The 23,432-nt window shown below is 66.3% G+C and carries 21 protein-coding genes; 10 read left to right on the top strand and 11 right to left on the bottom strand.

The genetic code is table 11. The features are described from left to right. Positions 1–25: 25 nt before the first annotated feature. Positions 26–472, bottom strand: coding sequence for a 50S ribosomal protein L13 (gene rplM, locus QNO21_RS02060; protein WP_257513531.1), 447 nt, complete (start codon positions 470–472; stop codon positions 26–28). Positions 473–757: 285 nt separating this feature from the next. Here rplM and QNO21_RS02055 point away from each other — a divergent pair, with 285 nt between their 5' ends. From QNO21_RS02055 to QNO21_RS02045, 3 genes are read left to right on the top strand one after another with little or no spacing between them, the layout of a single operon-like run. After that, positions 758–1,420, top strand: coding sequence for a hypothetical protein (locus QNO21_RS02055; RefSeq protein ID WP_257519690.1), 663 nt, complete (start codon positions 758–760; stop codon positions 1,418–1,420). Positions 1,421–1,422: 2 nt separating this feature from the next. Then, positions 1,423–2,127, top strand: a complete 705-nt coding sequence (locus QNO21_RS02050; RefSeq protein ID WP_257519691.1) for a PRC-barrel domain-containing protein — start codon at positions 1,423–1,425, stop codon at positions 2,125–2,127. Positions 2,128–2,160: 33 nt separating this feature from the next. Next, positions 2,161–2,337 carry a CsbD family protein gene (locus QNO21_RS02045; RefSeq protein ID WP_257513528.1) on the top strand — a complete coding sequence of 59 codons (177 nt, stop codon included), beginning with the start codon at positions 2,161–2,163 and terminating at the stop codon, positions 2,335–2,337. A gap of 80 nt (positions 2,338–2,417) precedes the next feature. Here the strand turns inward: QNO21_RS02045 and QNO21_RS02040 are convergent, their stop codons facing one another. After that, the gene (locus QNO21_RS02040; protein ID WP_257519692.1) at positions 2,418–3,764 is read right to left on the bottom strand and encodes an HNH endonuclease; all 1,347 of its coding nucleotides are present in this window, start codon (positions 3,762–3,764) and stop codon (positions 2,418–2,420) included. A gap of 291 nt (positions 3,765–4,055) precedes the next feature. Here QNO21_RS02040 and QNO21_RS02035 point away from each other — a divergent pair, with 291 nt between their 5' ends. Beyond that, positions 4,056–4,811, top strand: a complete 756-nt coding sequence (locus QNO21_RS02035) for a cohesin domain-containing protein (protein ID WP_257519693.1) — start codon at positions 4,056–4,058, stop codon at positions 4,809–4,811. Between the two features lie 122 nt (positions 4,812–4,933). Beyond that, the gene (locus tag QNO21_RS02030; RefSeq protein ID WP_257519694.1) at positions 4,934–6,754 is read left to right on the top strand and encodes an amidase family protein; all 1,821 of its coding nucleotides are present in this window, start codon (positions 4,934–4,936) and stop codon (positions 6,752–6,754) included. Between the two features lie 252 nt (positions 6,755–7,006). Here QNO21_RS02030 and QNO21_RS02025 read toward each other — a convergent pair whose 3' ends face one another. After that, positions 7,007–7,801 carry a CPBP family intramembrane glutamic endopeptidase gene (locus QNO21_RS02025; RefSeq protein ID WP_257519695.1) on the bottom strand — a complete coding sequence of 265 codons (795 nt, stop codon included), beginning with the start codon at positions 7,799–7,801 and terminating at the stop codon, positions 7,007–7,009. A 72-nt stretch (positions 7,802–7,873) separates the two neighbouring features. On the opposite strand from QNO21_RS02025, the gene QNO21_RS02020 reads away from it, so the two are divergent. From QNO21_RS02020 to QNO21_RS02005, 4 genes are all read left to right on the top strand, one after another. Further along, on the top strand, positions 7,874–8,488 hold the full coding sequence (locus QNO21_RS02020) for an arsenate reductase/protein-tyrosine-phosphatase family protein (protein ID WP_257519696.1): 615 nt from the start codon (positions 7,874–7,876) through the stop codon (positions 8,486–8,488). Positions 8,489–8,540: 52 nt separating this feature from the next. Next, entirely contained in the window at positions 8,541–10,049 is a 1,509-nt protein-coding gene (locus tag QNO21_RS02015) for a tyrosine-protein kinase domain-containing protein (protein WP_257519697.1), read from the top strand. Positions 10,050–10,055: 6 nt separating this feature from the next. After that, a complete protein-coding gene (locus tag QNO21_RS02010; RefSeq protein ID WP_257519698.1) occupies positions 10,056–10,964 on the top strand; it encodes a hypothetical protein in 909 nt (302 codons plus the stop codon). Between the two features lie 96 nt (positions 10,965–11,060). Next, positions 11,061–12,608, top strand: coding sequence for a sugar transferase (locus QNO21_RS02005; RefSeq protein ID WP_257519699.1), 1,548 nt, complete (start codon positions 11,061–11,063; stop codon positions 12,606–12,608). Here QNO21_RS02005 and QNO21_RS02000 read toward each other — a convergent pair. The 8 genes from QNO21_RS02000 to QNO21_RS01970 all read right to left on the bottom strand — a co-directional run bounded on the left by QNO21_RS02000 (position 12,605) and on the right by QNO21_RS01970 (position 21,819). Further along, a protein-coding gene (locus QNO21_RS02000; RefSeq protein ID WP_257519700.1) for an IS3 family transposase occupies positions 12,605–13,908 on the bottom strand; the annotation gives its coding sequence in 2 pieces (ribosomal slippage) (positions 12,605–13,626 and positions 13,626–13,908; 1,305 coding nt in all). The two genes, QNO21_RS02005 and QNO21_RS02000, sit on opposite strands and share 4 nt — an antisense overlap. Before the next feature lie 295 nt (positions 13,909–14,203). Next, positions 14,204–15,094 (bottom strand): glycosyltransferase family 2 protein, encoded by an 891-nt coding sequence (locus tag QNO21_RS15385; protein WP_350338835.1) that lies wholly within the window; start codon positions 15,092–15,094, stop codon positions 14,204–14,206. A 17-nt stretch (positions 15,095–15,111) separates the two neighbouring features. Beyond that, entirely contained in the window at positions 15,112–15,762 is a 651-nt protein-coding gene (locus tag QNO21_RS01995; protein WP_257519701.1) for a glycosyltransferase family 4 protein, read from the bottom strand. Between the two features lie 371 nt (positions 15,763–16,133). Beyond that, positions 16,134–17,189, bottom strand: coding sequence for a polysaccharide pyruvyl transferase family protein (locus QNO21_RS01990; protein ID WP_257519702.1), 1,056 nt, complete (start codon positions 17,187–17,189; stop codon positions 16,134–16,136). A gap of 35 nt (positions 17,190–17,224) precedes the next feature. Continuing rightward, positions 17,225–17,971, bottom strand: a complete 747-nt coding sequence (locus QNO21_RS01985) for a WecB/TagA/CpsF family glycosyltransferase (RefSeq protein ID WP_257519703.1) — start codon at positions 17,969–17,971, stop codon at positions 17,225–17,227. Next, positions 17,971–19,002, bottom strand: a complete 1,032-nt coding sequence (locus tag QNO21_RS01980; protein ID WP_257519704.1) for a glycosyltransferase family 4 protein — start codon at positions 19,000–19,002, stop codon at positions 17,971–17,973. The genes QNO21_RS01985 and QNO21_RS01980 overlap by 1 nt, the downstream gene beginning before the upstream one ends. Positions 19,003–19,196: 194 nt before the next feature. Beyond that, positions 19,197–20,588, bottom strand: a complete 1,392-nt coding sequence (locus tag QNO21_RS01975; protein WP_257519705.1) for a lipopolysaccharide biosynthesis protein — start codon at positions 20,586–20,588, stop codon at positions 19,197–19,199. A 58-nt stretch (positions 20,589–20,646) separates the two neighbouring features. After that, positions 20,647–21,819, bottom strand: coding sequence for a hypothetical protein (locus QNO21_RS01970; RefSeq protein ID WP_257519706.1), 1,173 nt, complete (start codon positions 21,817–21,819; stop codon positions 20,647–20,649). A 117-nt stretch (positions 21,820–21,936) separates the two neighbouring features. On the opposite strand from QNO21_RS01970, the gene QNO21_RS01965 reads away from it, so the two are divergent. Then, the gene (locus tag QNO21_RS01965) at positions 21,937–23,406 is read left to right on the top strand and encodes an O-antigen ligase family protein (protein WP_257519707.1); all 1,470 of its coding nucleotides are present in this window, start codon (positions 21,937–21,939) and stop codon (positions 23,404–23,406) included. Positions 23,407–23,432 lie beyond the last annotated feature (26 nt).

Genomic DNA, 23,432 nt, shown 5'->3' with positions numbered 1-23,432 from the left:
TTTGTCCTTAAATCTGAGGGGGCGCTTACTGGGCGACCTGGTCGAGGGTGTACGTCTTGGGCTGCTGCGCCGAGTGCGGGTGCTCGGCACCGCGGTAGACCTTCAGCTTCGACAGCTGCTGGCGACCGATGCTGTTCTTGGGCAGCATGCCGCGCACTGCCTTCTCGACGGCGCGCTCGGGGTTCTTCTCGAGCAGCTCCTCGTAGGAGACCGACTTGAGGCCGCCCGGGTAGCCCGAGTGGCGGTAGGCCCGCTTCTTCTGCAGCTTCTGACCGGTCAGCGCCACCTTGTCGGCGTTGACGATGATCACGAAGTCGCCGGAGTCCAGGTGGTTGACGAACGTCGGCTTGTGCTTGCCACGCAGAAGCGCGGCGGCGTGCGAGGCGAGGCGGCCGAGGACGACGTCGGTTGCGTCGATGACCAGCCACTCGCGCTGGATCTCGCCAGCCTTGGGGGTGAAAGTGCGCGTCACGATAGTGCTGCTTTCTTGTGTCGAACGGAGGAGTTCGTGAATCCCACTCCGGGGTGGTTCGAGTCCGTCGAAGACGGTCGAACACGCCAGTGGAGGGCTCACGTTCGCGGTGCCGGCCAGCAGGCGGCCTGCACCAAAGAGACAGCTTAGCATGCCGGGCCCCGCTCCCCTGCTGAGCGGGCACGGGACCACGGGGGCACCCGTGCGACCGGGCGAGATTACGCGCGGCATCCGACCGTCGCAACCCCCTCGCCGTCCGGAGCCCTGCCGATTAGCTTCGAGGCCATGACTTCTTCAGACGCCCGGGAGCCGGGCACGCCGGTCTATGACGCCAGCTCCACCGGCGCCGCCGTGCCGGTGGATCGGACCCACACTCTGCAGCGCGACGTGCTCGCGCGCGAGAAGGACCGCTTCGGCGGGTTCAAGTTCGGATCCGCCTTCTTCGGCTGGCTGACCGCAATGGGCACCGCCGTGCTGCTGACCGCGCTTGCGACCGGCATCGGCCTCGCCGTCGGCGCGGGATCCGGCGCGACCACCGACGAGGTGGCCGATGCCGTCGCCGACGACGCCACCACTGCAGGTGTGATCGGTGCGATCATCCTCGGGCTGATCCTGCTCATCTCGTACTTCGCCGGCGGATACGTCGCCGGCCGCATGGCGCGGTTCAGCGGGCTCAAGCAGGGCCTCGCCGTATGGATCTGGGCAGTCGTCATCGCCATCATCGTCGCCATCGTCACCGCCGTCGCCGGCAGCCAGTGGGAGATGTTCGGCAGCCTGCAGGGCATCCCGGCCATTCCGGTGGATGCCGAGTCGGCGACCCTCACCGGCATCCTCACCGCCATCGGCTCCGCGATCGTCGCGCTCATCGGCGCACTGCTCGGAGGCGCGGCGGGCATGCGCTACCACCGCAAGGTCGACCGCGTCGGCCTCGGCCGACAGGAGATGTGACAGTGATCAGTTCTCATGACATCGCAAGCCTCATCGGACGCCACGTCGTCGACGCAGAGGGGCACAAGGTCGGCACCGTCGGGCAGGCGTTCGTCGATCCCGCCACCGGCAACCCCAACTGGGTGACGGTGAAGACGGGGCTGTTCGGCTCGTCGGAGTCGTTCGTGCCGCTGGAGCAGGCCGAAGAGATCGACGGCGAACTGCGCATTCCCTACGGGAAGGATGCCGTCAAGCACGCGCCCCGCTTCGACTCGGACACGGAGCTCACCCACCGCCAGGAGGAGGAGCTGTACGCCTATTACGCCCTCCGCGACGCGCCGGACACCGCGGGCGACGGTCACGGTCGCAAGCACGAGCACGAGCACCAGCACGACGGCGACCACAAGCATTCGCACGAGCACGAGCACCAGGACGGGCGCGAGCAGGACCACGACCACGACCACGACCACGACCACGACGATTCCAGCGCCGAGTCGACCGACCGCGTCGGCACGACGGCGCCGGCGCCGACGGTCGATGCGGATGCGACGGGCGGCACCGTCGCGCCGGTGGCCGACGGCGGCTTGCGGCTGCGGCGGTACGTCGTGACCGAGCAGGTGACGGTGACCGTTCCCGTTGCCCGCGAAGAGGTGCGGCTCGAACCAGAGTCGCCCACCGGAGCGGCACCCGAAGACGGTGCCGACACCACAACCCCCACTGACCGCTGACGCGGTCGTGGCCCCCAAGAGAAGGAGACGCCCATGGGCATCGGAGACGACATGAAGCACAAGGCCGAAGAGCTTAAGGGCAAGGCCAAGGAGGGCATCGGCAAGGCGACCGACGACAAGTCGATGGAGACCGAAGGCCACGTCGACCAGGCCAAGGGCAAGGGCAAGCAGGCCGCGGATGAGGTCAAGGACGCCTTCACCGACAAGTAGGCCCATACAAGAAAGCGGCCGTCCCCTTTACCGGGGGCGGCCGCTTTCTTCGTGCGCGCGCATGTGTGCACAGCTCGCGCTCACGCCGGGACGAAGTCGAACCGCTTGCGCGCTCCGCGCCTCGGCGTTCGAGCCGGATCGACCCACGGCGGTGGGATGAACCACACCTCTGCCAGGGCCCCCACCCCGTCGACGCGCACCTCGTAGCCGTTGTCGTGCACCCGATGGTGGCAGGAGTCGCAGAGCAGAACGCCGTTCGACAGGTCGGTAGGGCCACCGTCTCGCAGCCACCATCGCAGGTGGTGCACCCGGGTCAGTCCTGGCGGGGCGCCGCACCCGGCGCATCCTCCGTCGCGCTCGATGAGCGCCAGCTTCTGCGCCTTGGTGAAGAGCCGCTTCTTGCGCCCCCAGTCGAGAATCTCGCTCTTGCCGCCCAGCACGCAGGGGATCACTGCTCCGCCGGCGGCCATGCGCCGCACCGTGCCGATCGAGACGGGCTGGGTCATGCCGTCGATGACACCAGTGCCCGTGCCGTTCTCGAGGTCGTCGAGCGACACCCGCACCACCACGGTCGCTCCCTCGAGCGGCAGATCGGTGCGGTCGCACCCCAGGGCGTGGGCGCACAGCCGCGCGAGCGCGTCGGCCTGCAACTGCGGGATCGAGCGGCGGGCCGGGTTTGCGTCGGGTGAGTCGGAGCTTCGCGGTGCGCGGAGGTCCGCCGTGACGAGCGCCTCGATCGCCGCCCGAACGGGGGCCGCATGCTCGGGGTCGAGCAACGCCGACAGCGACGTCATGCCGTTGCGCTCCTCCCGGATGTGCAGGTAGCGCTGCGAACGCAGCTCTTCTTCGCGCGGCTCGACGCCGTCGGGGTCGAGCCAGGCTTCGGCCCGCGCGATGACCTTCGCCAGCTGATCGCTGGTGAGCCCGGGGGCCTGCTCGACCAGCATCCGCTCTGCGGCATCCGTCGCCTCGCGCCCCGCGCGCATGACCACCTTGTCGAGCATGCTGATGATCGCGGAGGCGGCCGCCGAGCCGATGCTCCCCGCCTCGACCCCGGAGGCCACGTGCGGATGCCGCGCCGGCGCCCGCTCACCCGTGAGCAGCAGCCGGGGTGCGGTCGCTTCACCCACCTGCACCAGCCGAGCCGCCTCACCGTTGGTCGACCCCGTCGTGGCCGCGATGAGCGCCGTGGGATTGCGGTAGCCCTGCGACTTGGCCAATCCGTCGGGCCCGAGCTCGGGGCGCGACTGCCGGGCGATCTCGGCCGCCACCTGCGAGTGGAGCCCGTCGGTGAGCCTGCGCACCTTGCCGAGCTCATCGTTCAGGGCGACGAGGGACGAGCCTGTCGTCCCCTCGATCGCGCCCGCCGGCCACGCTTCCGCCACAGCGGCGACCGCTGCGATGAGGCTCTGAAGTGGCTCGTTCATACGAATCATGATACGCCGGAAGTACCCACGAGTATAGAACAAATCTTCTTCTGTGGATAACTCCGCCAATGAATCACGCCACCCTCAAAGAACGCCTGGCCAGCCGACCATCGAACGTTTCTTCGAGCGCCGGCCTTCCTCATCGCCGCCTCGCCACCCCGCGAAACACGCGGAAACGCCCGCGAAATCTGGCACTGAAAGAGTCCTGACCATCCCCCAGGGACGCGCCGGCGCGACATGCGCCGGGTGCGTGCGTCGGCATCCCTCCACCGAGGAAGGACCTGCTTTCGCATGCTTGAAACCACCCTCCGCGCACGACCACGTCGTGCCCGCACCCGAGCGCTCGCGCTGCTGACGGCAGCCGTCGCGGTCTTCGGCGGCTCGCTCGCGCTGGCTCCCGCAGCCCACGCGGCCAGCGGCGTCACCGTCACCGCTCCCGCCACCGTCACCGCGGGCGACTCCGTCACCGTGACGGTGGCCGCCGACGCCGGCGCGGACCTCTTCGCCTACGACCTCACCGTCGGCTACGACCCCGCCCTGCTGGCTTTCACCGACGGCAGCGAGACCTACCCGGCCGGCGGCTACGGCACGGTCACCGAATCGGCCGGCACGGTCACATTCACGAGCACCCGACTCGGCACGTCGCCCGGCCTCGCCGGACCGCACGACCTCGTGACCTTCTCGTTCACCGCCCTCGCCTCGGGCCCGGCGACGATCAGCCTGGATGCCGCCACCTTCATCGACTCGACGAGCGCGTCGCAGGCGCTGCCTCAGCCAGTCACGGCCACGGTCGAGATCGCCGCGGCGCCGGGCAGCGCGCCGGCCCCCACCCCTGCGCCCAGCACTCCGGCCACGGGTGCACCGGCCGGCGGCGCGACGGACGGTGACGTGGATGCCGCCGACCGCGCCGGCGCGCCCGCGGGGTCGCTGGCATCGACCGGTGGTGACGTCGTGATGTGGATCGTCGCGGGCGCCGCAGGTGTGGGCGTGCTCGCGCTCGGTGTGGTGTTCGCGTTGCGCCGTCGCCGTGGGGAGGTCAGGGCGTGAGCGGGGGTGCGGCGTTTCGTCTCGGGCGCACAGCGCCCTCGCTCAACGACCGGGAGCTCAACGACCGGGAGCACAACGACCGGGGAATCAACGACCGGGGAATCAACCGACGGAAGGGAACCATGAACACCACGCGAACCCGGGGAGCGATCGCCGCGGCCGCCGTGCTCGGCACCATCGCCGCCACCGCCGTCAGCGTGCCGGCAGCAGCCGCGCCCGCGGCGAGCGCCGCTCCCCTGCTGGCGCCGTACTACACCGAGCTCGACCTCACCGGCGACGACCAGGTGACCACCGCCGACCTCGACGTCGCGGCATCCGCCCTCGGTCTCAAGAGCGACCAGCCGGGCTGGGCCGATGTCGCGATCATCGACACCGACGCGAACGGCACGATCACCGTGGCCGACCTCGCCGCCCTGTCGCAGCGGATGGTCTACGACGACGGCCCGTTCGAGCTGGTCGAGGCCTCGGTGCTCGACATGCAGGCCGCTATGAACGCCGGAGTCACGACCTCGGTCGAGATCACGCAGGGATACATCGACCGCATCGCCGCCTATGACGACGCGCTGGTCGATCTCTCCGGCGGCGGGCGTCCGCTCAACTCGATCATCACGGTCGGGCCCGCAGCCCTCGCAGCAGCCGCGGCCGCCGACGCGGAACGCGCCCGCGACGGCATGACGAGCATGCTGCTGGGCGTGCCGATCGCGCTGAAGGACAACTACAACACCGCCGACATGGTCACCACCGCGGGCTGCGGATGCTGGAACGACAACCAGACCGCGACTGACGCGTTCATGGTGCAGGGCCTGCGCGATGCGGGTGCCGTGGTGCTCGCCAAGGCCAGCCTCGACGAGTTCGCCTACGGGTTCGCCTCGGAGTTCACGTCGTTCCAGCAGCCCGGGGCCACCACGCTCGTCGCGAGCCCCTACTTCACCAGCCGCACCGCCGGCGGGTCGAGCGGTGGCACGGGCGCGGCGATCGCCGCGAACCTGGCCGGCATCGGCTTCGGTACCGACACGGGCGGGTCGATCCGGGTGCCCGCGTCGTACAACCAGCTCGTGGGCGTGCGCCCGACGGTGGGCCTGGCCAGCCGGGACGGCATCATTCCGCTGGCGCTCAGCCAAGACACCGGCGGCCCCATGACGCGCTCGGTGATGGACGCGGCGGTGGCGATGGATGCCGTCGTCGGCATCGACCCCGCCGACGCCGTCACCTCTCGGCAGGCAGGCCTGGTGCCCGAGTCGTACACCTCTTATCTCGACGCGAACGCGCTCGCCGGCGCCCGCATCGGGTACGTCGCCTCGATGATCGGTCGCAACGCCACCACGGTGCGGCTGTGGAACGAGACCAAGGCCACCCTCGAGTCGCTCGGTGCCACGGTCGTCGAGGTGCCCGGTTCCCCGGAGCTCGACACCGTGCTCAACGAGGGCAGCGGCAGCACCATCGAGTTCAAGCGCGACCTGAACGAGTACATCGAGACGCACCTGGCGCCGAACGTGGCGGCACGCAGCATCGACGCCATTCTCGAAGGCGGCAACTTCGTGACCTCGCGGCGCAACGTCTACGTTCAGCGCAACAACGTGAGCGAGGAGCAGTACCAGGCGTGGGCCGGTCCAGAGGGCTCGCACACCACCGTGCTCGCACAGGGCAAGACGCTCGTCACCGGCATGCTCGACGGCCTCGAGCTCGACGCGCTCATCTACCCGTCGGGCACCCCCTACGGCACGCAGAGCACCAACCTGCGGCTCAGCCCCAACACCGGCATGCCGTCGGTGACGGTGCCCATGGGACAGGCCGTCGAGGGTGAGCAGCTCCCGGGCGCGAACGTCAACATCGAGCTGCTCGGTCGCGACTTCGCCGAGGGCACGCTGCTGGGGCTCGCCTACGCCTTCGAGCAGGCGACGCACCACCGCACCGCCCCCGCGCTGTACCCCGCGCTGGGCTGACACCGCGGCGTCTGCGGCATCCGTTGACCATGGCGGATGCCGCAGGCGCGCAGGCACCGGATGCCACGCGGCAGCACCGCGCGCGGCGACGCCGATTCCGGTGCCGAGCCCGCCAGCACGCCGCCACCACAGCCGAATGCGCCCCTAGTATGCCCTTGGGGGATGCGGCGTCAGGGGGTGACGCGGCGCGGTTTCACCACGACGGGGGTACGTGTGGATTTCGAGACGGCTGTGGGGGCCGAAGGGGTGGCGTCAGGCCAGCGTGCCGAGCAGGCCCAGCGCGATGAAGCTCGCGTTGTAGACGACATGCACGAGCACGGCGCCCCAGATGCGCCCGGTCAGCAGCACGAGCAGGGCACAGGTCAGGCCCACCGCACTCAGCGACAGCGCGGCATCCAGCGTCAGGGCTCCCCCGACGGAGTGCACGATGACGAACAGCGCCGTCGAGACGAGCACCGCCGCTATCCCCGCGGCGACACCGCCGTAGGCGCGGCGCAGGGCCGCGTAGACGGCGATGAGCAGCACGGCGCGAAAGAAGAACTCTTCGACGACTGGCGCGACCATCACGCCGGGCAGGGCTTCGGTCAGCCACCACGCGGTGGGCAGCCGGCCGTCGATGGTCAGAAAGACGGGGAAGGACGCTCCGGTGCCGAACGCCGCCGCTGCCCAGCCCTGCAGCAGGCGCAAGAGCAGCCCGAGCATGAGGCCGTAGAGAAGGTCGAGCGGGCGCAGGCGCAGCAGGCCGACCGGGCGCGACCGGCGAAAGGCCACGACGACGGGGACGAGCATCGCCACCCACAGCGCAGCGGTGCTGGCGGGACCGACCCACGCCTGGTCGGGCCAGAGCACCACGAAGCCCGTGCCGATGAGCACGCCGGCGCCGAGGCTGAGCACGGCCCACCCGGCGAGCATGCCGCGCCATGGGCGCACGGTGCGGCCGCCGAGGCGCCAATCGGTGCGGCGGCGGCGCTCGGTTCGGGTGCGCGGTGGTTCCGCCTGCTGCGGCGTCAGGGGCGCGACGGCGACGTCGGTAGGCTGATCGGGCACGGCCCCACGTTACCGGGGCCATCCGCCCGCGCCGACTCGCTCGCAGAGTCGGCCGTCCCCGGAGGTCGCGCTGTGTTCGAGATCGTCACCATCTGCACGGGGAACATCTGCCGCTCTCCCCTGGCCGAGCTGCTGCTGCGCCAGCGCCTCGCCGATCTGGGCGTGACGGTGCACAGCGCCGGCACCCGCGGTCTCGTCGGCACGCAGATGACCGAAGAGGCGCGTGAGCTGGCGGTCGCACGCGGCATCCCGATCGATCAGGCCGAAGCCCACCGGGCGCGGTGGCTCGAAGAGCGTCACCTCGCCACCCCCGATCTGGTGCTGGCGATGGCACGTGAGCATCGCCGCGCGGTAGTGGAGCTTTCTCCGTCGCGGCTGCGGTCGACGTTCACGGTGCGCGAGTTCGCCCGGCTGGCCCGCACGCTCGATGACCGCGAGCTCACGGCGACGGCCGACGCGGCCGGAGCGGATGCCACCGCGCGCCTGCGCGCCCTCGTCGCCCTGATCGCTGCGCAGCGCGGCATGTCGCAGCCGCTGGCCGACCCGCTCGATGACGATGTGGTCGACCCGTACCGGCGATCGTGGAAGACATATGAGCTGTCGGCGGCACAGCTGGAGCCCGCGATCGACGAGGTGGTGCGGGTGGTGCGGCTGGCGATGGCGCGACACGCGCCTGTGGCAGACTGACGGGGACCGTCCTACCGATGCGCCGTCTCGGCGCGATGCCCCGAGAGGCACCATGGAGCTCAGCGACTACATCCGCATCCTGCGCAAGAACTGGGTGATCATTCTGGTCGCGACGCTGCTGGGGCTCAGCGCAGCCGCCGCGTATTCGCTGACCCGCACCCCGGTCTACGAGTCCTCGAGCACGGTGTTCGTCTCGACGCAGACCAGCGGAAGCGTCGCCGAGCTGCAGCAGGGGTCGAGCTTCACCCAGGCGCGCATCAACACGTATGTCGGGCTCGTCAAGACGCCCATCGTGATGAACCCGGTCATCGCCGAGCTCGAGCTGGGCACCACGACCGAGGCCCTCGCCGGCTCGGTCAGCGCGAGCGCCGCCCTCAACACGACACTCATTACCATCACCGTCGAGAACACCGACCCCGTGCTCGCCGCCGAGATCGCCAATGCCCTGGCCGCGAGCCTCACCGCGGCCGTCGACGCTATCGAGCCGACTGGCGAGTCGGGCACGAGCCCGGTGCAGCTGTCGCGCGTGCGCGACGCGCAGCCGGCCCTGAGCCCGTCGAGCCCCAACGTGCCGCTCAACCTCGCGCTGGGCACTCTCGTGGGCCTGGCGCTCGGACTCGGCTTCGCGGTGCTGCGCACCGTGCTCGACACCCGCGTGCGCAACACCCGCGACGTCGAGCAGGTCACCAAGGCCCCCATGCTGGGCGCCATCGCCTTCGACCCCAAGGCCAAAGAGCGCCCGCTCATCGTGCACGCCGATCCGCTCAGCCCCCGAGCCGAGTCGTTCCGGGCTCTGCGCACCAACCTGCAGTTCCTCGACATGGGCGGCCGGGCAAGCTTCGTCATCACCAGCTCGGTGCCCAGCGAGGGCAAGTCGACCACGACGATCAACCTGGCCATCGCGCTGGCCGACGCGGGCAAGCGCGTGGCACTGATCGACGCCGATCTGCGCAAGCCCAAGGTGGCCGAGTACCTCGGCATCGAGGGCGGCGCGGGCCTCACCGACGTGCTCATCGGGCGTGCCCGTGTCGGCGACGTCATGCTGCCGTGGGGTGGCCGCAGCCTGTACGTGCTGCCGGCCGGCAAGATTCCGCCGAACCCCAGCGAGCTGCTGGGATCGACGCAGATGCAGCAGCTGCTCGAGGTTCTCGAGCGCGATTTCGACGTCGTGCTGTGCGACGCCCCGCCGCTTCTTCCCGTGACGGATGCCGCCATTCTCGCGCGCGCCACCAGCGGTGCGATCCTCGCGGTCGCCGCCGGCCGCACCAGCCGCCATCAGCTCTCGGGCGCGGTGGAGGCACTGCAGACGGTGGGCGCCAAGGTCGCCGGCGTGGTGCTGTCGATGGTGCCGACCCGCGGGCCCGACTCGTACTACGGCGGCTATGGCTACGGCTACGGCGGTTACGGGTACATCCAGAAAGAGACGGCGCAGAAGGCCGCGCGCGGTCGCAAGCGCAAGGCGCCGGTCGCCACGGCGCCGAGTGTTCCCACCCTGCAGCAGGCGGGCCGGGCGACCGTCCAGACTCAGGTGCCGGCTACCCGACGCGCCGCCGCCGAGTAGCTCACCGTGCCCGGCCGAAAACCCGACCTTTCGCGCGCCACCCGCGTGATCGCGGTGGCGGCCGTCGGCGCGCTGGCTGTCGGTGCGGTCGCGCTCAGCAGCGCGGCACTGCAGCACGGCACGCCTGCCCCGGCCACCGCTACCGCCGCACCGGCACCGACCTTCACTCTCGGACCGCAACCCGTTGCCTCCCCCACCACCGATGCCGCACCACCCGCGCCGGACGCCCCGGTGTTCACGCACCCGGGCGCTGAGGAGCGGTTTCTGTCCATCGGACCCGAGGCCATGTGGCGCGCGACCGGCGGCGAGTGCGGGGGGACCCCTCCCCTGGTGGAACGTTCGGTCGACGGCGGAGAGACCTGGACCGACGTCACTCCCACCTATCGCGGCATCGGCCAGGTGCGCAGCCTCAACGCCTTCGCCGGCACCGAGGCCGAGATGATCGCCGACATGGGCGATGACTGCGAGACGCAGTACCTGCGCACCTTCACCCAGGGGCGGTTCTGGGAGCCGTACCCCGAGCTGCTGCAGCGCGCGACCTACCTCTCGTCGACGGAGCCCGGCGTGATCATCACGGCGAACGGGGAGATCGACGCTCCCTGCGCCGCCCCCTGGAGCTTCCGTGCGTCCGGCGGAGCGCTCGCCCTCATCTGCGACGCCACCGCCTTCCGCCTCGCCGACGCGGAGTGGGAGCCCGTGGTGGATGCCGCGGGCACCTTGGCTCTCGATGGCGGTGACCTGCTGGTTGCGCACTCCGATACGAGTTGCAGCGGGCTGTCTGTCACGCGATTCGGGTACGAAGCGTCGCCCGAGGGATGCCTCGAGAGCGTGGAGATCAGGGCTGTTGCGGCGGTCGCGGCCGGTCCGCGGACCCTTACGTGGTCTGGCTCGAGCCTGCGTGTGGCCGGTGACTGAAGTCACTGCAGGTCATCTTCGTTACACGCCCGTCATAGGCACCTGATAGCTTTTCGATGGGAACGACGCTGGGGCCAGACGCGCGAGAGGAACGGTGTGACGAACGAACGGCTCGCGACCCCCGGGACTGACCGGAGCCCCGCGGACAGGCCCGCGGTCGACACCTCGGAACGCGATGGCGCGCCGCGGTCGACTCCCCCACTGCGGGATGACTGGCGTCGCCGCTACGCACGCAGGCTCGCACTGACCGATCTGCTCGTGCTGATCTGGGTGGTCTACGGCACACAGATCGCCTGGTTCGGTCTGGGCAACGCCGAGGTCACGATGCGGGAAGACAGCCGCATCAGTGAGTTTTCTTACTGGGCGTTCTCCGCCGGGTTGATCGCCCTGTGGATGTGGGCGCTGACCCTGTTTGATACGCGTGACCACCGAATCATCGGCACCGGGCCGACCGAGTACGCGAGAGTGGGCCGCGCGAGTTTCTCGCTTTTCGGCGCCATCGCGATCGTTGCTTTCCTTTCACGGATCGACGTCGCCCGCGGTTTCCTCCTGCTCAGCCTTCCGCTGGGAATCCTCGTTCTGGTGTTCGTCCGGTGGCTGTGGCGCCAGTGGCTGCTCGCGCAGCGCTCAGGGGGAAAGTACAGCGCGCGCGTGCTGCTCGTCGGCTCCGAGCGATCCGTCGCCCAGACCGCCCGTGAGCTGCTTCGCGCGCCCAGGGCGGGGTACGTGGTCGTCGGCGTGTGCGTGCCGTCGGAGCCCAACCCGTCCGTCGCGCGAGAGATCGGCGTGCCAGCGGTGGGGACTGTCGACGCTGTCGAGGCTGCGATCGTCGCGTCCGGGGCAGACACCGTCATCGTCACGAGCACCGACGATCTGCCGCCGGACAAGGTGAAGCAGATCTCGTGGGGCCTCGAGGCCGGGCGGCAGCACCTGGTACTGGCCCCCAGCATCACCGACATCGCCGGGCCGCGAATTCACACGCGCCCTGTAGCTGGGCTCCCCCTCATCCACGTCGAAACCCCCCGATTCACGCGAGGTCAGAGGCTGTCAAAGCGGCTCATGGATCTGATCGTGGCAACCGTCGGCCTCATCGCCATCTCGCCCGTACTGTTTATTTTGGCGATGTGCGTCAAGTTCTCGTCACCCGGCCCGATCCTGTTCCGCCAGGTGCGGGTCGGTTACCGCGGTGAGACCTTCACCATGCTCAAGTTCCGCACGATGGTGGCGCATGCCGAGCAGATCCTCCCTGAACTGGACCGTCACTCGCGCGACGCGGGCAACGACGTTCTCTTCAAGATGCGAAAGGACCCGCGGGTTACCCGCGTCGGCCGCGTCATGCGCAGGTACAGCGTCGATGAACTGCCGCAGTTGATCAACGTCATCGGTGGGTCGATGTCGCTCGTCGGCCCCCGGCCTTCTCTCCCAGCCGAGGTCGATCAGTATGCAGACCACGTGCACCGGCGGTTCCTCGCAAAGCCAGGGATCACTGGTCTGTGGCAGGTTAGTGGTAGGTCGTCCCTGTCGTGGGAGGATAGCGTGAGGCTAGACCTGGCGTACGTGGAGAACTGGTCCCTACTGACCGACTTCAGCATCCTCGCCAGGACGGCTAAAGCGGCCTTAGCCCCGGGTGAAACCGCGTATTAGCTTAAGTCTGAGTCACCCCGGCATGTCCGGAGAGCGTTTTGCTGGTGTCGACCCGCTCGTTCGAGCGGTTTGGTGCGAGCCCCGTCGAGCTGCTCGAGCTCGACGGGGGTGAGGTCATCGATCGCCCCGTGGGTGCGCTCGGTGCTGAACCAGTGGACCCAGGCCGCGGTCGCGGCCTCGACCCGATCGACGTCTCGCCACGGGCCCTCGTGGTGGATGAGTTCGGACTTGTAGAGCCCGATCTGCGACTCCGCGAGGGAGTTGTCGTAGGGGTCGCCGACGGACCCGACCGAGGGGTCGATGCCCTCGTCTACGAGCCGGTCAGTGAACGCAATCGACGTATAGACGGACCCGGCATCGCTGTGGTGCGTGAGCCCGGCGAAGCCGACGACGCCCTCGCGTCTGCGGGTCCAGAGCGCCATGTCCAGGCTGTCCAGCACCAGCGGTGTGGTCATCGAGGTGGCGGCGCGCCAGCCGATGATGCGGCGGGAGTGCGCGTCGAACACGAACGCGACATAGACCCACCCCGACCACGTCCAGACGTACGTGAAGTAAGCGACCCAGAGCTGGTTCGTGCGGAACCGGGCCAATTGCCGGTCGACGAGGTCAGTCGGCCTGGTCTCCCGCGGAGCCGCATCGACCGGACGCTTCCGCTTCCCGCGGACGACGCCGGCGATGCCGAAGTCTCCCATGAGACGTTCAACCGTGCACCGGGCGATGTCGTGCCCGTCGCGACGCAACCGGAGCCAGAGCTTGCGGCCGCCGAGCACCTTCCGCTGCTTCTGCCACATCGCCAAGACGATCTGCTTGCACCGTTCATCCGACAGTGCCCGCGGTGACGGGCCACGTCCCCTGGCGTCGTAGTAGCTCGATGGGGCGATCGTCGCGTCGTGCTGACTTAGCACCGCGCAGATCGACTCGACACCCCACCGCAGCCCACCATCGCGGCGGTCCTTTTGCTCGTCGATGAAGGCGACCGTCGCTTGTGTGGCCGGTCGAGTTCGGCCGCGGAGAAAGCCGAAGCCGCCTTCAAGATCTCGTTCGCCTGCCGCAGCTCGGCGTACTCACGCTCGAGGCGCTTGATCTCGACCGCGGCGTCGGCAGTGACACCAAGCCGGTCACCGGCATCGACCTGCTTCCGGCGGATCCAGGTTCGGATCGTCTCGGGCGAGCCGATGCCGAGCATCCCCGCGACCGCGGTCATCGCCTGATACTCGCTCGGATAGTCAGATCGCACCTCGGCGACCGCTCGGACAGCGCGCTCGCGAAGCCCGCGCGGGTACTTGCTGGGACGTCCCATGAGACAGATCCTTCCAAGGAATCTAGTCTCCGGACATGCCGGGGTGGCTCAAACGAAAGTCAGGCCTATTCAGATTCACCCGGGGCGAATCAACTTGCACTTATGGCTCTGTTACCCGGCCCACCCGCTGAGAAGGTGCGCCCAAAACAGAGCCGCGGCTGGTCCAGAACGTTCCTGACGCTCGCTCACTCCCCGATTGGGCCGCTCGGCCGAAATCGCGTCCTTCATGCATGCCTGGCGACCCCAAGAGCTACGCTGCGGCAGACAAGGTTCAGGCAAAAGCAACTAGTTGCGGCTAACCTCCCCGCTGGCCGGATTGAAGTCGGAGCCCAGCTAGCAACCCCGCGACGCTAGCCCGCGCGGAGCGCCACTGCCCATGGGCAAGCGGCCTGAGAAGAAGCCGTACCGTCTCTACCAGTCCGAACCCGAAGGCAGTCGACCAGCGATTCGCTCCGTAACGCTCGCCAAGAACGAGGCGATTGCGATGTGCGTAGTAGTAGTACGTCGGGCTAGTCTTTCCCCCCGAGGACCCGCCCTGAGCGTGCATCGCAAGAGCTGTCGGTACTAGCGATAGCCGAAGGCCAGCACGAAGGGCTCTTTCTGACCAATCAGCGTCCTCCCAGTAAAGGAAAAGGGACTCATCATACTTGCCCACCCTCTCCCAGGCGGACCGCCGGACCATAAAGTTGGCACCGCAAACGAACATGCTCGTCACACGATCGACCGGCACATTCCTCAGAGGCTCGTCGAAGAAACGATGAGTCGTCTGGCCTCGCTTCCAATCGACTGCACCACCCGCGAACCACACCCGTTCGCCGGTGCCGTCGGAAATAATCGGAAAGACGACGTCTGCCTCTCCCGCGTCCAGAGCCCCACGAAGAAGTTCCGCGGCTCGAGGTGCGTTAACGCAATCGGGGTTGACTATCCACAGGTATGGGTCGCACCCGGCGTGCGTAAGCTCATCGAGGGCCTCCACCAGCGCATTGACTCCGGCGCCGAAACCAGTGTTTCGTTCTGAACGTAAGACGTGGAACCTTGGGTCTCCGCGCAGTACACTCAGCTTGTCTAACTCGGAGCCGACAGACGCATTGTCTAGAATCAGCACCCTATCCACAGACGATCCAGCCATGCTGGCCACGCAGTCAAGAAGGTCGTCACTCGAGTTGTAGTTAACGATTAACGCCACCAACTCATCAGCCTCGGTCAAGCCTCTCGCGCCCTCTCGATAAGGGACGACAACTCGTCCGCCATCCGAACGGTCGTGCGGTTCTCGACGACCCACTGCCTCGATTTCGCGCCGACCATACGCGCCCGCTCGGGTTCCAGGAGCAAGCGAACTGCAAGCTCTGCCAGCTGCGTGACGTTGTCGGCGCCGGGGACACCCGTAACACTCTCTGGGAGATAGTCCTCCATACCGGGGGAAGTGGTGATCACGACTGGGCATTCCATTGCCGCTGCTTCCAGGATCGCCGTCATACCGGAGACGTGAAGATTCGGCCTAGTCGCGATCATCACCAACGAACACTGCTTGTACAGATCGCGAAGATCGCTGTGGCTGACCTGCGTGACGCAGGTGACTCCAGCGTGGCCTCGAGCCACATCTACTCTGGAGGTCTGAAGAACCATGCGCGCCGCAGGCACGGCACGCCTTATTTGCGCAAAGGCCTCAAGGAGGGTGGGAATATCGCGGTCTCGATCATTGCCAAGACTAAGAACCACGGGCTCAATAGGCGGCTCCGCCGCCGACAGCGACGGATCGAAGAAATCGGTGTCGATCCCAAAACACAGGTGATGAATCGGAACGTCTTTACCGACGATCGACCGCAGCGGGCCGAGCTGGGCGCGGCTGAGCACCCAAAGAAACTGGGCACGCCTCAGGGCCGAGCGATACAACACACGTTTAAGCAGGCGGAGCTCTTCGTACTCGTCAGTGAGCCATATGACCCCGCATGCGAAAGGAACGCTGCGGCGTAACAGTAGCCGTCTGATGGAGGTCCGTTCATGCCAAGCAATCCCCAGCGCCAGACGGTCGCACGCGGCATCCCCCGACATTCGACCATAGGGGTACCTCTGCCCGGGGCGCCAGAGTCGGGTTGGGTGGTGCCGGGCGATGCCGTCAAGGCCGTATGGCCACACGCTCGGTACCTCACCTGCCCGGTGACGCGCCTCCCAGGCGCGGGAGTCTAACTCCGGCGCATCAATCAGCATGACTTCTCGCGCGCGTCTCATTGTGAACTCACCATCGGGAAAGCCGGCCGCTCATGCAGTGCCCTGACGGCGGCCTCCGAGGTGCCCGCGAACTCGGCGACCGTAGCAGTTAACGTGGTGCCGCCCGCCACAGCAGACACCTTTCCATAAGAGTTGTCCACCACAAGGTGCGGCACGCGAAGCAGCGTGGCCAGCACATGCGCGTGCAGGCGATCGGTGACGATGAAGGAGGCTCCATCGAATAAGTCCCTGCCCGCGCGGAGGTTGAGACGAGCCATAGCCTCATACGAAAACATCAGCATCTTACGCCCTACGGCGACACGGCCAATCGAAGGCCACTTCTTCGCCAGTCTCCCGGGTATCCGGATTGTCTTCCATGCGAGCTTGGCGAACCCCTTCAGGCCCCAGTCAACATACTGCGCGTCCTGGAACAGGATTCGACAGGCGGATTCCACGTCACCCATCCCCTGTTGCGCTTCGTGGTCTCGTCTGAGAAGGACGACGGGCTTTCCCCCAGGCTTCGCACGCGAGGCCGGTTCCCAACAAACCGCGGCGTCCGGAACGAAGACAGCCGATGCCTGAGGGAGGAACCGCCGGGCACGTTCCATGGAGTCGTGGTCTCGACACATGAGTGTGAATCGACCATGTTGGCGGATCGCGTCGTTAGTTGTACGACCCATCTTCTCATCCTCGAAGAGAATCGACTGCGGGAGCTGCACCACGTCGCGGTCAGGAAAGTCCGCCAAGACCCGAAGGCGGAATGACTGAAATTCCGGCCAGAGGTCACCAAAGTTGCCGCCCCCATGCAGGAGGATGGGCCCTTCCGGATGGGCCCTTTCCAGCGCGACCCGGTCGTACCTGGCAATGTCGGCCACGTAACGGACCCGAACACCGAGCTGCCGAAGCGCCGTTCTTTCGCCCGCCCAGATCATGCTGTCGCCCACATTCATGTGAGACGGAAAATCGAGGAGAGCGACGCTGCTCGCCCCAGCTAGGGCGTTCGAAATGCCACTATGGACGCTCTCCGCCACCCGCCGTATGTGCATCGCGTCGGGATCGGAGGGTTGGGCCACGCCCCGACCCGATGAAAGTGTTATTGGTCGCTTGATCATGGCCTTCCCAACCCGCCCGTGAGGTTCCGCCGGCACTTTGCGCGGAGGATGACTGGCACGAGATCAGTGACGAAAAAGGGCAGACAATGCACGAAGTACCGCTTGCCTAAACGCCGCGGAGCGTTGACAAACCGGAAGAACCACTCAAGATGCAGATCCTGTATCAACTGCGGCGACCGCCGCTGTATCCCGACGGCCATATCTACGCCGCCGCCCACTGCGATGATCGAACCGTTGAATCCGGCTGCCGAGATGTCCGCCCCGATAAGGTCACCGTGGGGCGGTGTCACGGCAACGAGGAGCACCTCGACGCGCGCCGCGTTAAGGCTCTCTGCAATCCCTGCCGATGTCCAGTCGGCCTTGTCGCGGTGGTCTCGCCATATGAGATCTAGGCCGAATCGCTGTAGGCCGTCGCCCGCACCCGCGCTCCCGCCCAGGAGCCCGACACGCAATCGCTTCATCCGGCCGTCGTTGAGCGCTCGCAGCAGCCACGCAGAGCCGGTAACACGCTCAACGTTCCTTCCGTGTGCGCGGAGAAAGCTCACGACTGGCCACCCATCCGCGGTGATCCAGTCAGCCTCAAGAATGCTGGATTTGAACCGCGCGTCCCGCTTCGCCAAAGCCAAATGGTGGAGGTTGACTGTCTGGACGCGCCAGCGGTGGCCAAGGGCGAGGCTGTCGAACTCCTCGTCACTCCGTATCAATCCTTTGTGATTGCTGAGCAGGCCGCCGAATTCCCGCATCACGATGCTTGATCGATCAGTTCGCGGAGGTTCATAGGGGGTATGAACGGAGTGGACCCCAACTTTTCATGCTCCTTACCACTGTAATAGTCGACTATCGCGCGAGCCATTTCAGCGGGGCTATCCGCCGCTATGTAGGTATGAGATAAGCCAGCGTCAGCTATCAGCTGCCGTGGTGCGACCACGGGGATCCCCCTCTCGACCGCCTCCAGCATTTTCACGGAGATGCCGGTGGCTTGCCCGAGGCGGGGGATAACAACCAGGTCGACGCGTTCATAAAACCGATCGAGATTGTCAATCGCACCCAACCCCGAGACGCGCGCCGACCTGAAGGCCTCGCTCCCGCGCCCTGCGAGTACCAGCTCCGGAGGGTCCGCCAAGTTCGACGCGATGTCGGGCATCACCTCCCGCAGGAGGACCTCCAGCGCAATACGATTGGGCGGCCAGGACACCTTCCCTAGAAAGCCGATAGCCCCTCGTACTTCTTGCACTCCCGCTACGGGCTGCGGTGCCAACGAGCGGGAGACAGCGCCAATTCCCTCGGCCGCGATCCAATCGGCGTCGGTTGCTGACAGGGCCACGACGGAGGCTGCGGCCCGCAGCAGCTTCAGTTCGAACCCTCGCGTACGTTGCGGGTTGCGCATCACGCGGAAGAGCATGGGGTCATGGTTCACGGACAGCTGGAAGTCCACGTTGTGGGCGAGATGAAGTCGCGGCTTCAGGCCTGCATCCGTAGCCAGCAATAAAGCTGGCCATTGGCTGGTCACGAGAACTTTTCCCGCCGCCGCCCGGCGTAAGGCCTCCCCGCGGCTTCGCCAGGCATGGGAACCGCGAAACTTCGCTACTATGTACGGCTCCCCGCGCAGGACCATTCGAAGAAGGGTTGAAGTCTGGAGGCCCCGCCGGCCGCGAAGCTCCAACGGCACCCCGACGGGGTTATCCACTTCGCACACCGGGAACACTTCAACAGGCGGTCGCGCTGACCCGATGACCTTCTGGTCAACCCAGGCGGCACCACCGAATTGCATCATGTGCGGTGGGTAGGTCGTCGCGTAAAGTGTGGGCGCGTTTGCACGCAGACGACCCACGACCAATTCGCTCTCCGCCATCGTCCACCACCCACAAAAAAAACGCCAAGATGCCTCGCCTGCACTGGCGCACGTGAGGCTACCCTAGCAGTCTCCTTTGGGCCGCTCGATCGCGGTCGGCAGGAAGAGCGCTCGTCTCAGCTCCGAAGTGCCGAGAGTATCGCAGCGAAGTCGTCGCGGTAAGGCTTCAATAGCAACGATGCCGCACCGCTCACTGCGGCAGCACCGAAAGCCGCCGCCAACACCAGCCATGCGCTCGTTTCGAGGCCGCCCAGGAAGTGAACCACGCCTAGGACCGCACCTCCAACTACCGCACTCAAAGCCAGCACCCGGACGCACACAAATGAATAGTCTCTGAGGTAGTCAAGATAGCGCGAGAGAGCGAGGGCATTAAGCGGCAGAAAGCTCAGCGTCCCGGCAGCGAACCCCCACGCAACTCCCGAGAGTCCGCCCAGGTGAAGCCCGAGGAGCATCGACCCGAGGAGGACGCTTCTTGTGAGAAGCATGGTGTGGAAATACTCGCGCGTTCGCCCCAGAGCTGTGAACGCCCACGTGACAGCCCGGTTCAGACCCAGCACTGATCCCCCGATGGACAGGACCCGAAGGATATCCACCGACTCATCCCATCCGTCGCCGAGCAGTATCTCGACGACGGCGTCGGCGGTACCCGCTATCACCACGCAGATTAGAGCGATTGGGTAGCCGAGCAGCAGCGACAACTGGAGAATCGACCGACGGAAAGCTTCAAGCCGATCCTGAAGGCGCGACAGGGTGGAATATGCCACAGCCGACAGGGGATTCATTATCTGGAGGGTCGGAACCATATACACCTGGTAGGCCCGCGCGAAATAGCCCAAGGCGTCAACGCCGAACGCGCGCCCGATGATCAGGTTATGAGCGTTGTTTCCTGCGTAAGCCACCACCTGAACGAGAGTGGTGTATAGGCCGAAGCGAAGCAGCGGCCGCATGCCGGAATTACGGCGAGGCTTCATAGGCAGCCACTGCACGAGGGACATTCGGAAGGCGCAAAGGGCCGCTGCCTGCACCACGTATTGGCAGACAAGGGCCCAGTACTCCCAACCGAGGAAGGCTGTGTAGATCGCGACTGCTAAACCGAGCGCGAAAGCTATCAACTCGGAGCCAGATAACGCCAAGAACTTGTAGGATCGCGTCAGATCGGCTTGCGCTTGCGTCTGCAACCCGTTCAGGACATAGACGACCGACATGACGCCGACCACTCCCACTACGGCGTCGTCTCCAATCAGCAAGCCAAGCAGCGGAGCTGAACCCAGGCAGAAGACGGCGAAACCTATGCCGAAGGCGGTGTTTATCCAGAAAAGATTGGAGCGCTGCTGCCGAGTGATCTCCCTCGCCTGGATTGAGGCGGTAGACAACCCCATGTCCCGCAAGACATCCCCAATACCCACAATCGCCATTACAGCCGCGATCAAGCCGAAGCTCTCGGGAGAGACTAACCGACTTAGGATCGCCAAGCTAGCGGTCGACAGGAGGAGGCGTGCCCCCTGCATCAGAAGCGTGACGCGCCCACCGGACCGAGCTGCGCCACCGACCGAGGTATTCAAGAAATTAGCGCCCCCGAATCGCGTCGAGCACGACCCTCAGTGGGGTTATTGCGCGAACAAAGCGCCGCAACTTGTTATGAAGAACCACGACACGGGCATACTCGAAGGCTGCTTTATTGCCCGTCTGCCGGGCCTTTTCGAGGATGTCCTGCCACTCAACGATTCCTCGCGGCCCGGTCAACACCTTCGACGCTCTGACCCGCAGATCGTCGAAGCAGGACGGGTGATCCGCGCCCGCTACTCGCAAATTCCAGTATGTGCGGGCACATTTTTCGCATGCCCCACAGTTGCGGTCCAGCCGCGATCCTTCCCAACAGACTCGCAGTTCCCGAACGGCCTCAGGGTGACGGACGGCCAGCATGGCTTTCTCAGTTCTCGTAGCTCCCGACCCATCGTTGCGGATCTCCATCCTGCTGGAGGAGAGGAGCGGGTCCGTGACCGGACTTGAGCCCCAGGGCAGCTCCAGGTCCGCGTACGACTTGCCGCTAGCAATAAGGCCGACTGAGTAACTCTCGGAAAAGAGATGGAGCGCGGCGGCTATTCCCAAACCGTGAGCGTCCTGCCACAGCATCGGGATCTCGCGGAAATTTGAACGCACGCGGGCTAAAGGAATACCGAGAGGCGAGAGGACGCGAGCCGCACGCTGTGAGACGCCGTCGAAGGTCGCCGTCTGCGACAGTGGTACATCGAATCCATGTACAAGAAGCGCCGCGGCGATGACGCTCGTACGGTGTCTCGCTTCGCCGTGACGGTGTCTGAGTAAACTGTATTGGGCATCGAGCCCTCCCGAAAAGGCAAGCAAGGCCCCCATAGCACTGGTTGCGGCCTCGTCGCCGATGACCTGGTCTGCACTGATCTGAACAACGGAGTACTTCTCCGGACGCCAGCTGTGCCAAATATCCTGCAACTCGTCCAGGTTGCTGAGTAGGCGGCTGGACACAGTCCCCCTTACGTGAACATTGACCCCGCGCTCCATCCACAGCAGTAGCGTCGCGATTAGGAAAGGGTCCGCCCGATCAGGGCCGGTTGGAGCGGGGCCATCCACGAACTCAAACCACAACTCGTGCGCCTCACCGGGCAACTCGATGCTGGCTGTGCGTCGATTCCCACTCTTTGCCTTCGGGTTGATTTCGCCCCACATCAAGCTGTCCATCTCTTTCCCCTGCTTATCCGGCATCGAGCCCGTGCTCCGCTCAGATCACCATGACGAGACTAGATGATGTGCACGGGCGCACGGGCTCTCAGCCGGTTCGACGAAAACGGAGGCGGCGAGTAGCTGGGTTATGCTCTGGTGATGGTCTGGATTGGCGGGCTAGCCGCTGCCGCACTAGTGGCCGCACTGTTCACCGGGCCAACCCCCGTACTTATCGCACTGGTCGGGGTTGCGGCGCTCGCCGTGTTGATACGGTGGCCGGCAATCTCGGTCGGTGCGGTGATTCTGCTAGGGCTCACCGCCTGGCCTGCGTTTGTCCCGTACGACATCAACGTGGGGCCGATCACCATACGGCTATTCGAACCGTTCCTGATCTTCGCCGCAGCCTGGGCGCTGTTCGCGCTGCGTCCGCCCCCGAAGATCAAAGCATTCGCGGGCGTTCTGGTCGGTGTCGCCGCCGTCTGGGGTGTAGCGGGCTACGCAATGGGTTACCCGTCGAGCGGGATAATTGCGGACATTCGCGGCACGATCACCGTCGCCCTCATGGGCTTGGTGGTTGGCGGCGTCTACGGGTCTCGGTTCGGGGAGCCGATGCTGAAAACGATCAAGGTCAGCCTGTGGATCTCGGCCGCGTTCACCCTCGCTGGATGGACATTTGGGTTGCCGCTTGCGGGTCGTGCCGGATCTGCGGGGCTCTGGCTAGTCGGCAGTGGGGCGCCTGACGACTCGGCCGCAACGCGGTACCTCACGTCCGCATCAGAACTTGCGGTCATCGCCGTGTGCGTGACCGTCGCGATGGTCATGATGGGTGTCGCGCGCCTTCGAGATGTGACACCGTTCCTGATGCCGGCCGCACTGATCGTCGCGGCCGGGTTCTCACGCAACAGCTTCCTAGCCATAGGTGTCGCCGCAATCGTCGCCCTACTCGTGGCACGCTCCGCCGCAGCGCTCCGGGGCGCTATAAGCCTCGCTACGGTCGCCATGGCGGCAAGCGTTGTCGGCGCGCTGATCGTCACAGCCGGTCTCCCCGGCGCGGATCTGATCGCGTCAACCTGGGCGGGGTTCGAGGGGCGCGTGCTTGGGGGTATCGCCGGAGACGCCCTCGCACTAGATTCATCCGCCCGAGCGCGCTTCGTGGAGAACATGTACGCGACGGCTGGGATCGCTCAGTCGCCCATCTTGGGCAACGGGTTCGGGTATGCGTACCGGCCAGGGTTTGGTCCCACAGGGTCGTTCACCGCAACCAGCGGTATGTACTATGCACACAACTACTGGCTGTGGGTACCGCTGAAGACCGGTATCATCGGCGCGGTTCTCATCCTGGGGGTTGCGTTCATCGCGCCGACAGTCAGAGGCCTCCTGTTCGGCGGTCGAATCGGCCGCGCCTTTGCTGCAACATCCGTGGGCGTCCTCGTATCCCTCATCTACGCACCATTCCCCAACGACTCCGGCAGCGGGGGAAGCCTGGCGATCGGCCTTCTACTCGGCGCGGTTTGGGCTACTTCTCGCCGCGACTCGCGCAACGGTACCGAGCCAGGTACAGGTGAACGTACTCAGAAAAGAACACGGCGCAAAGCAGGGCTGACGATCACAGCAGTTCCGGGTGGATAGGCCACGGCCCGAAGATCATCGCGAGG

The organism is Microbacterium sp. zg-Y818 (genome assembly GCF_030246905.1).
Taxonomy (GTDB): domain Bacteria; phylum Actinomycetota; class Actinomycetes; order Actinomycetales; family Microbacteriaceae; genus Microbacterium.
This window is presented reverse-complemented; position numbering and strand designations above follow the sequence as displayed.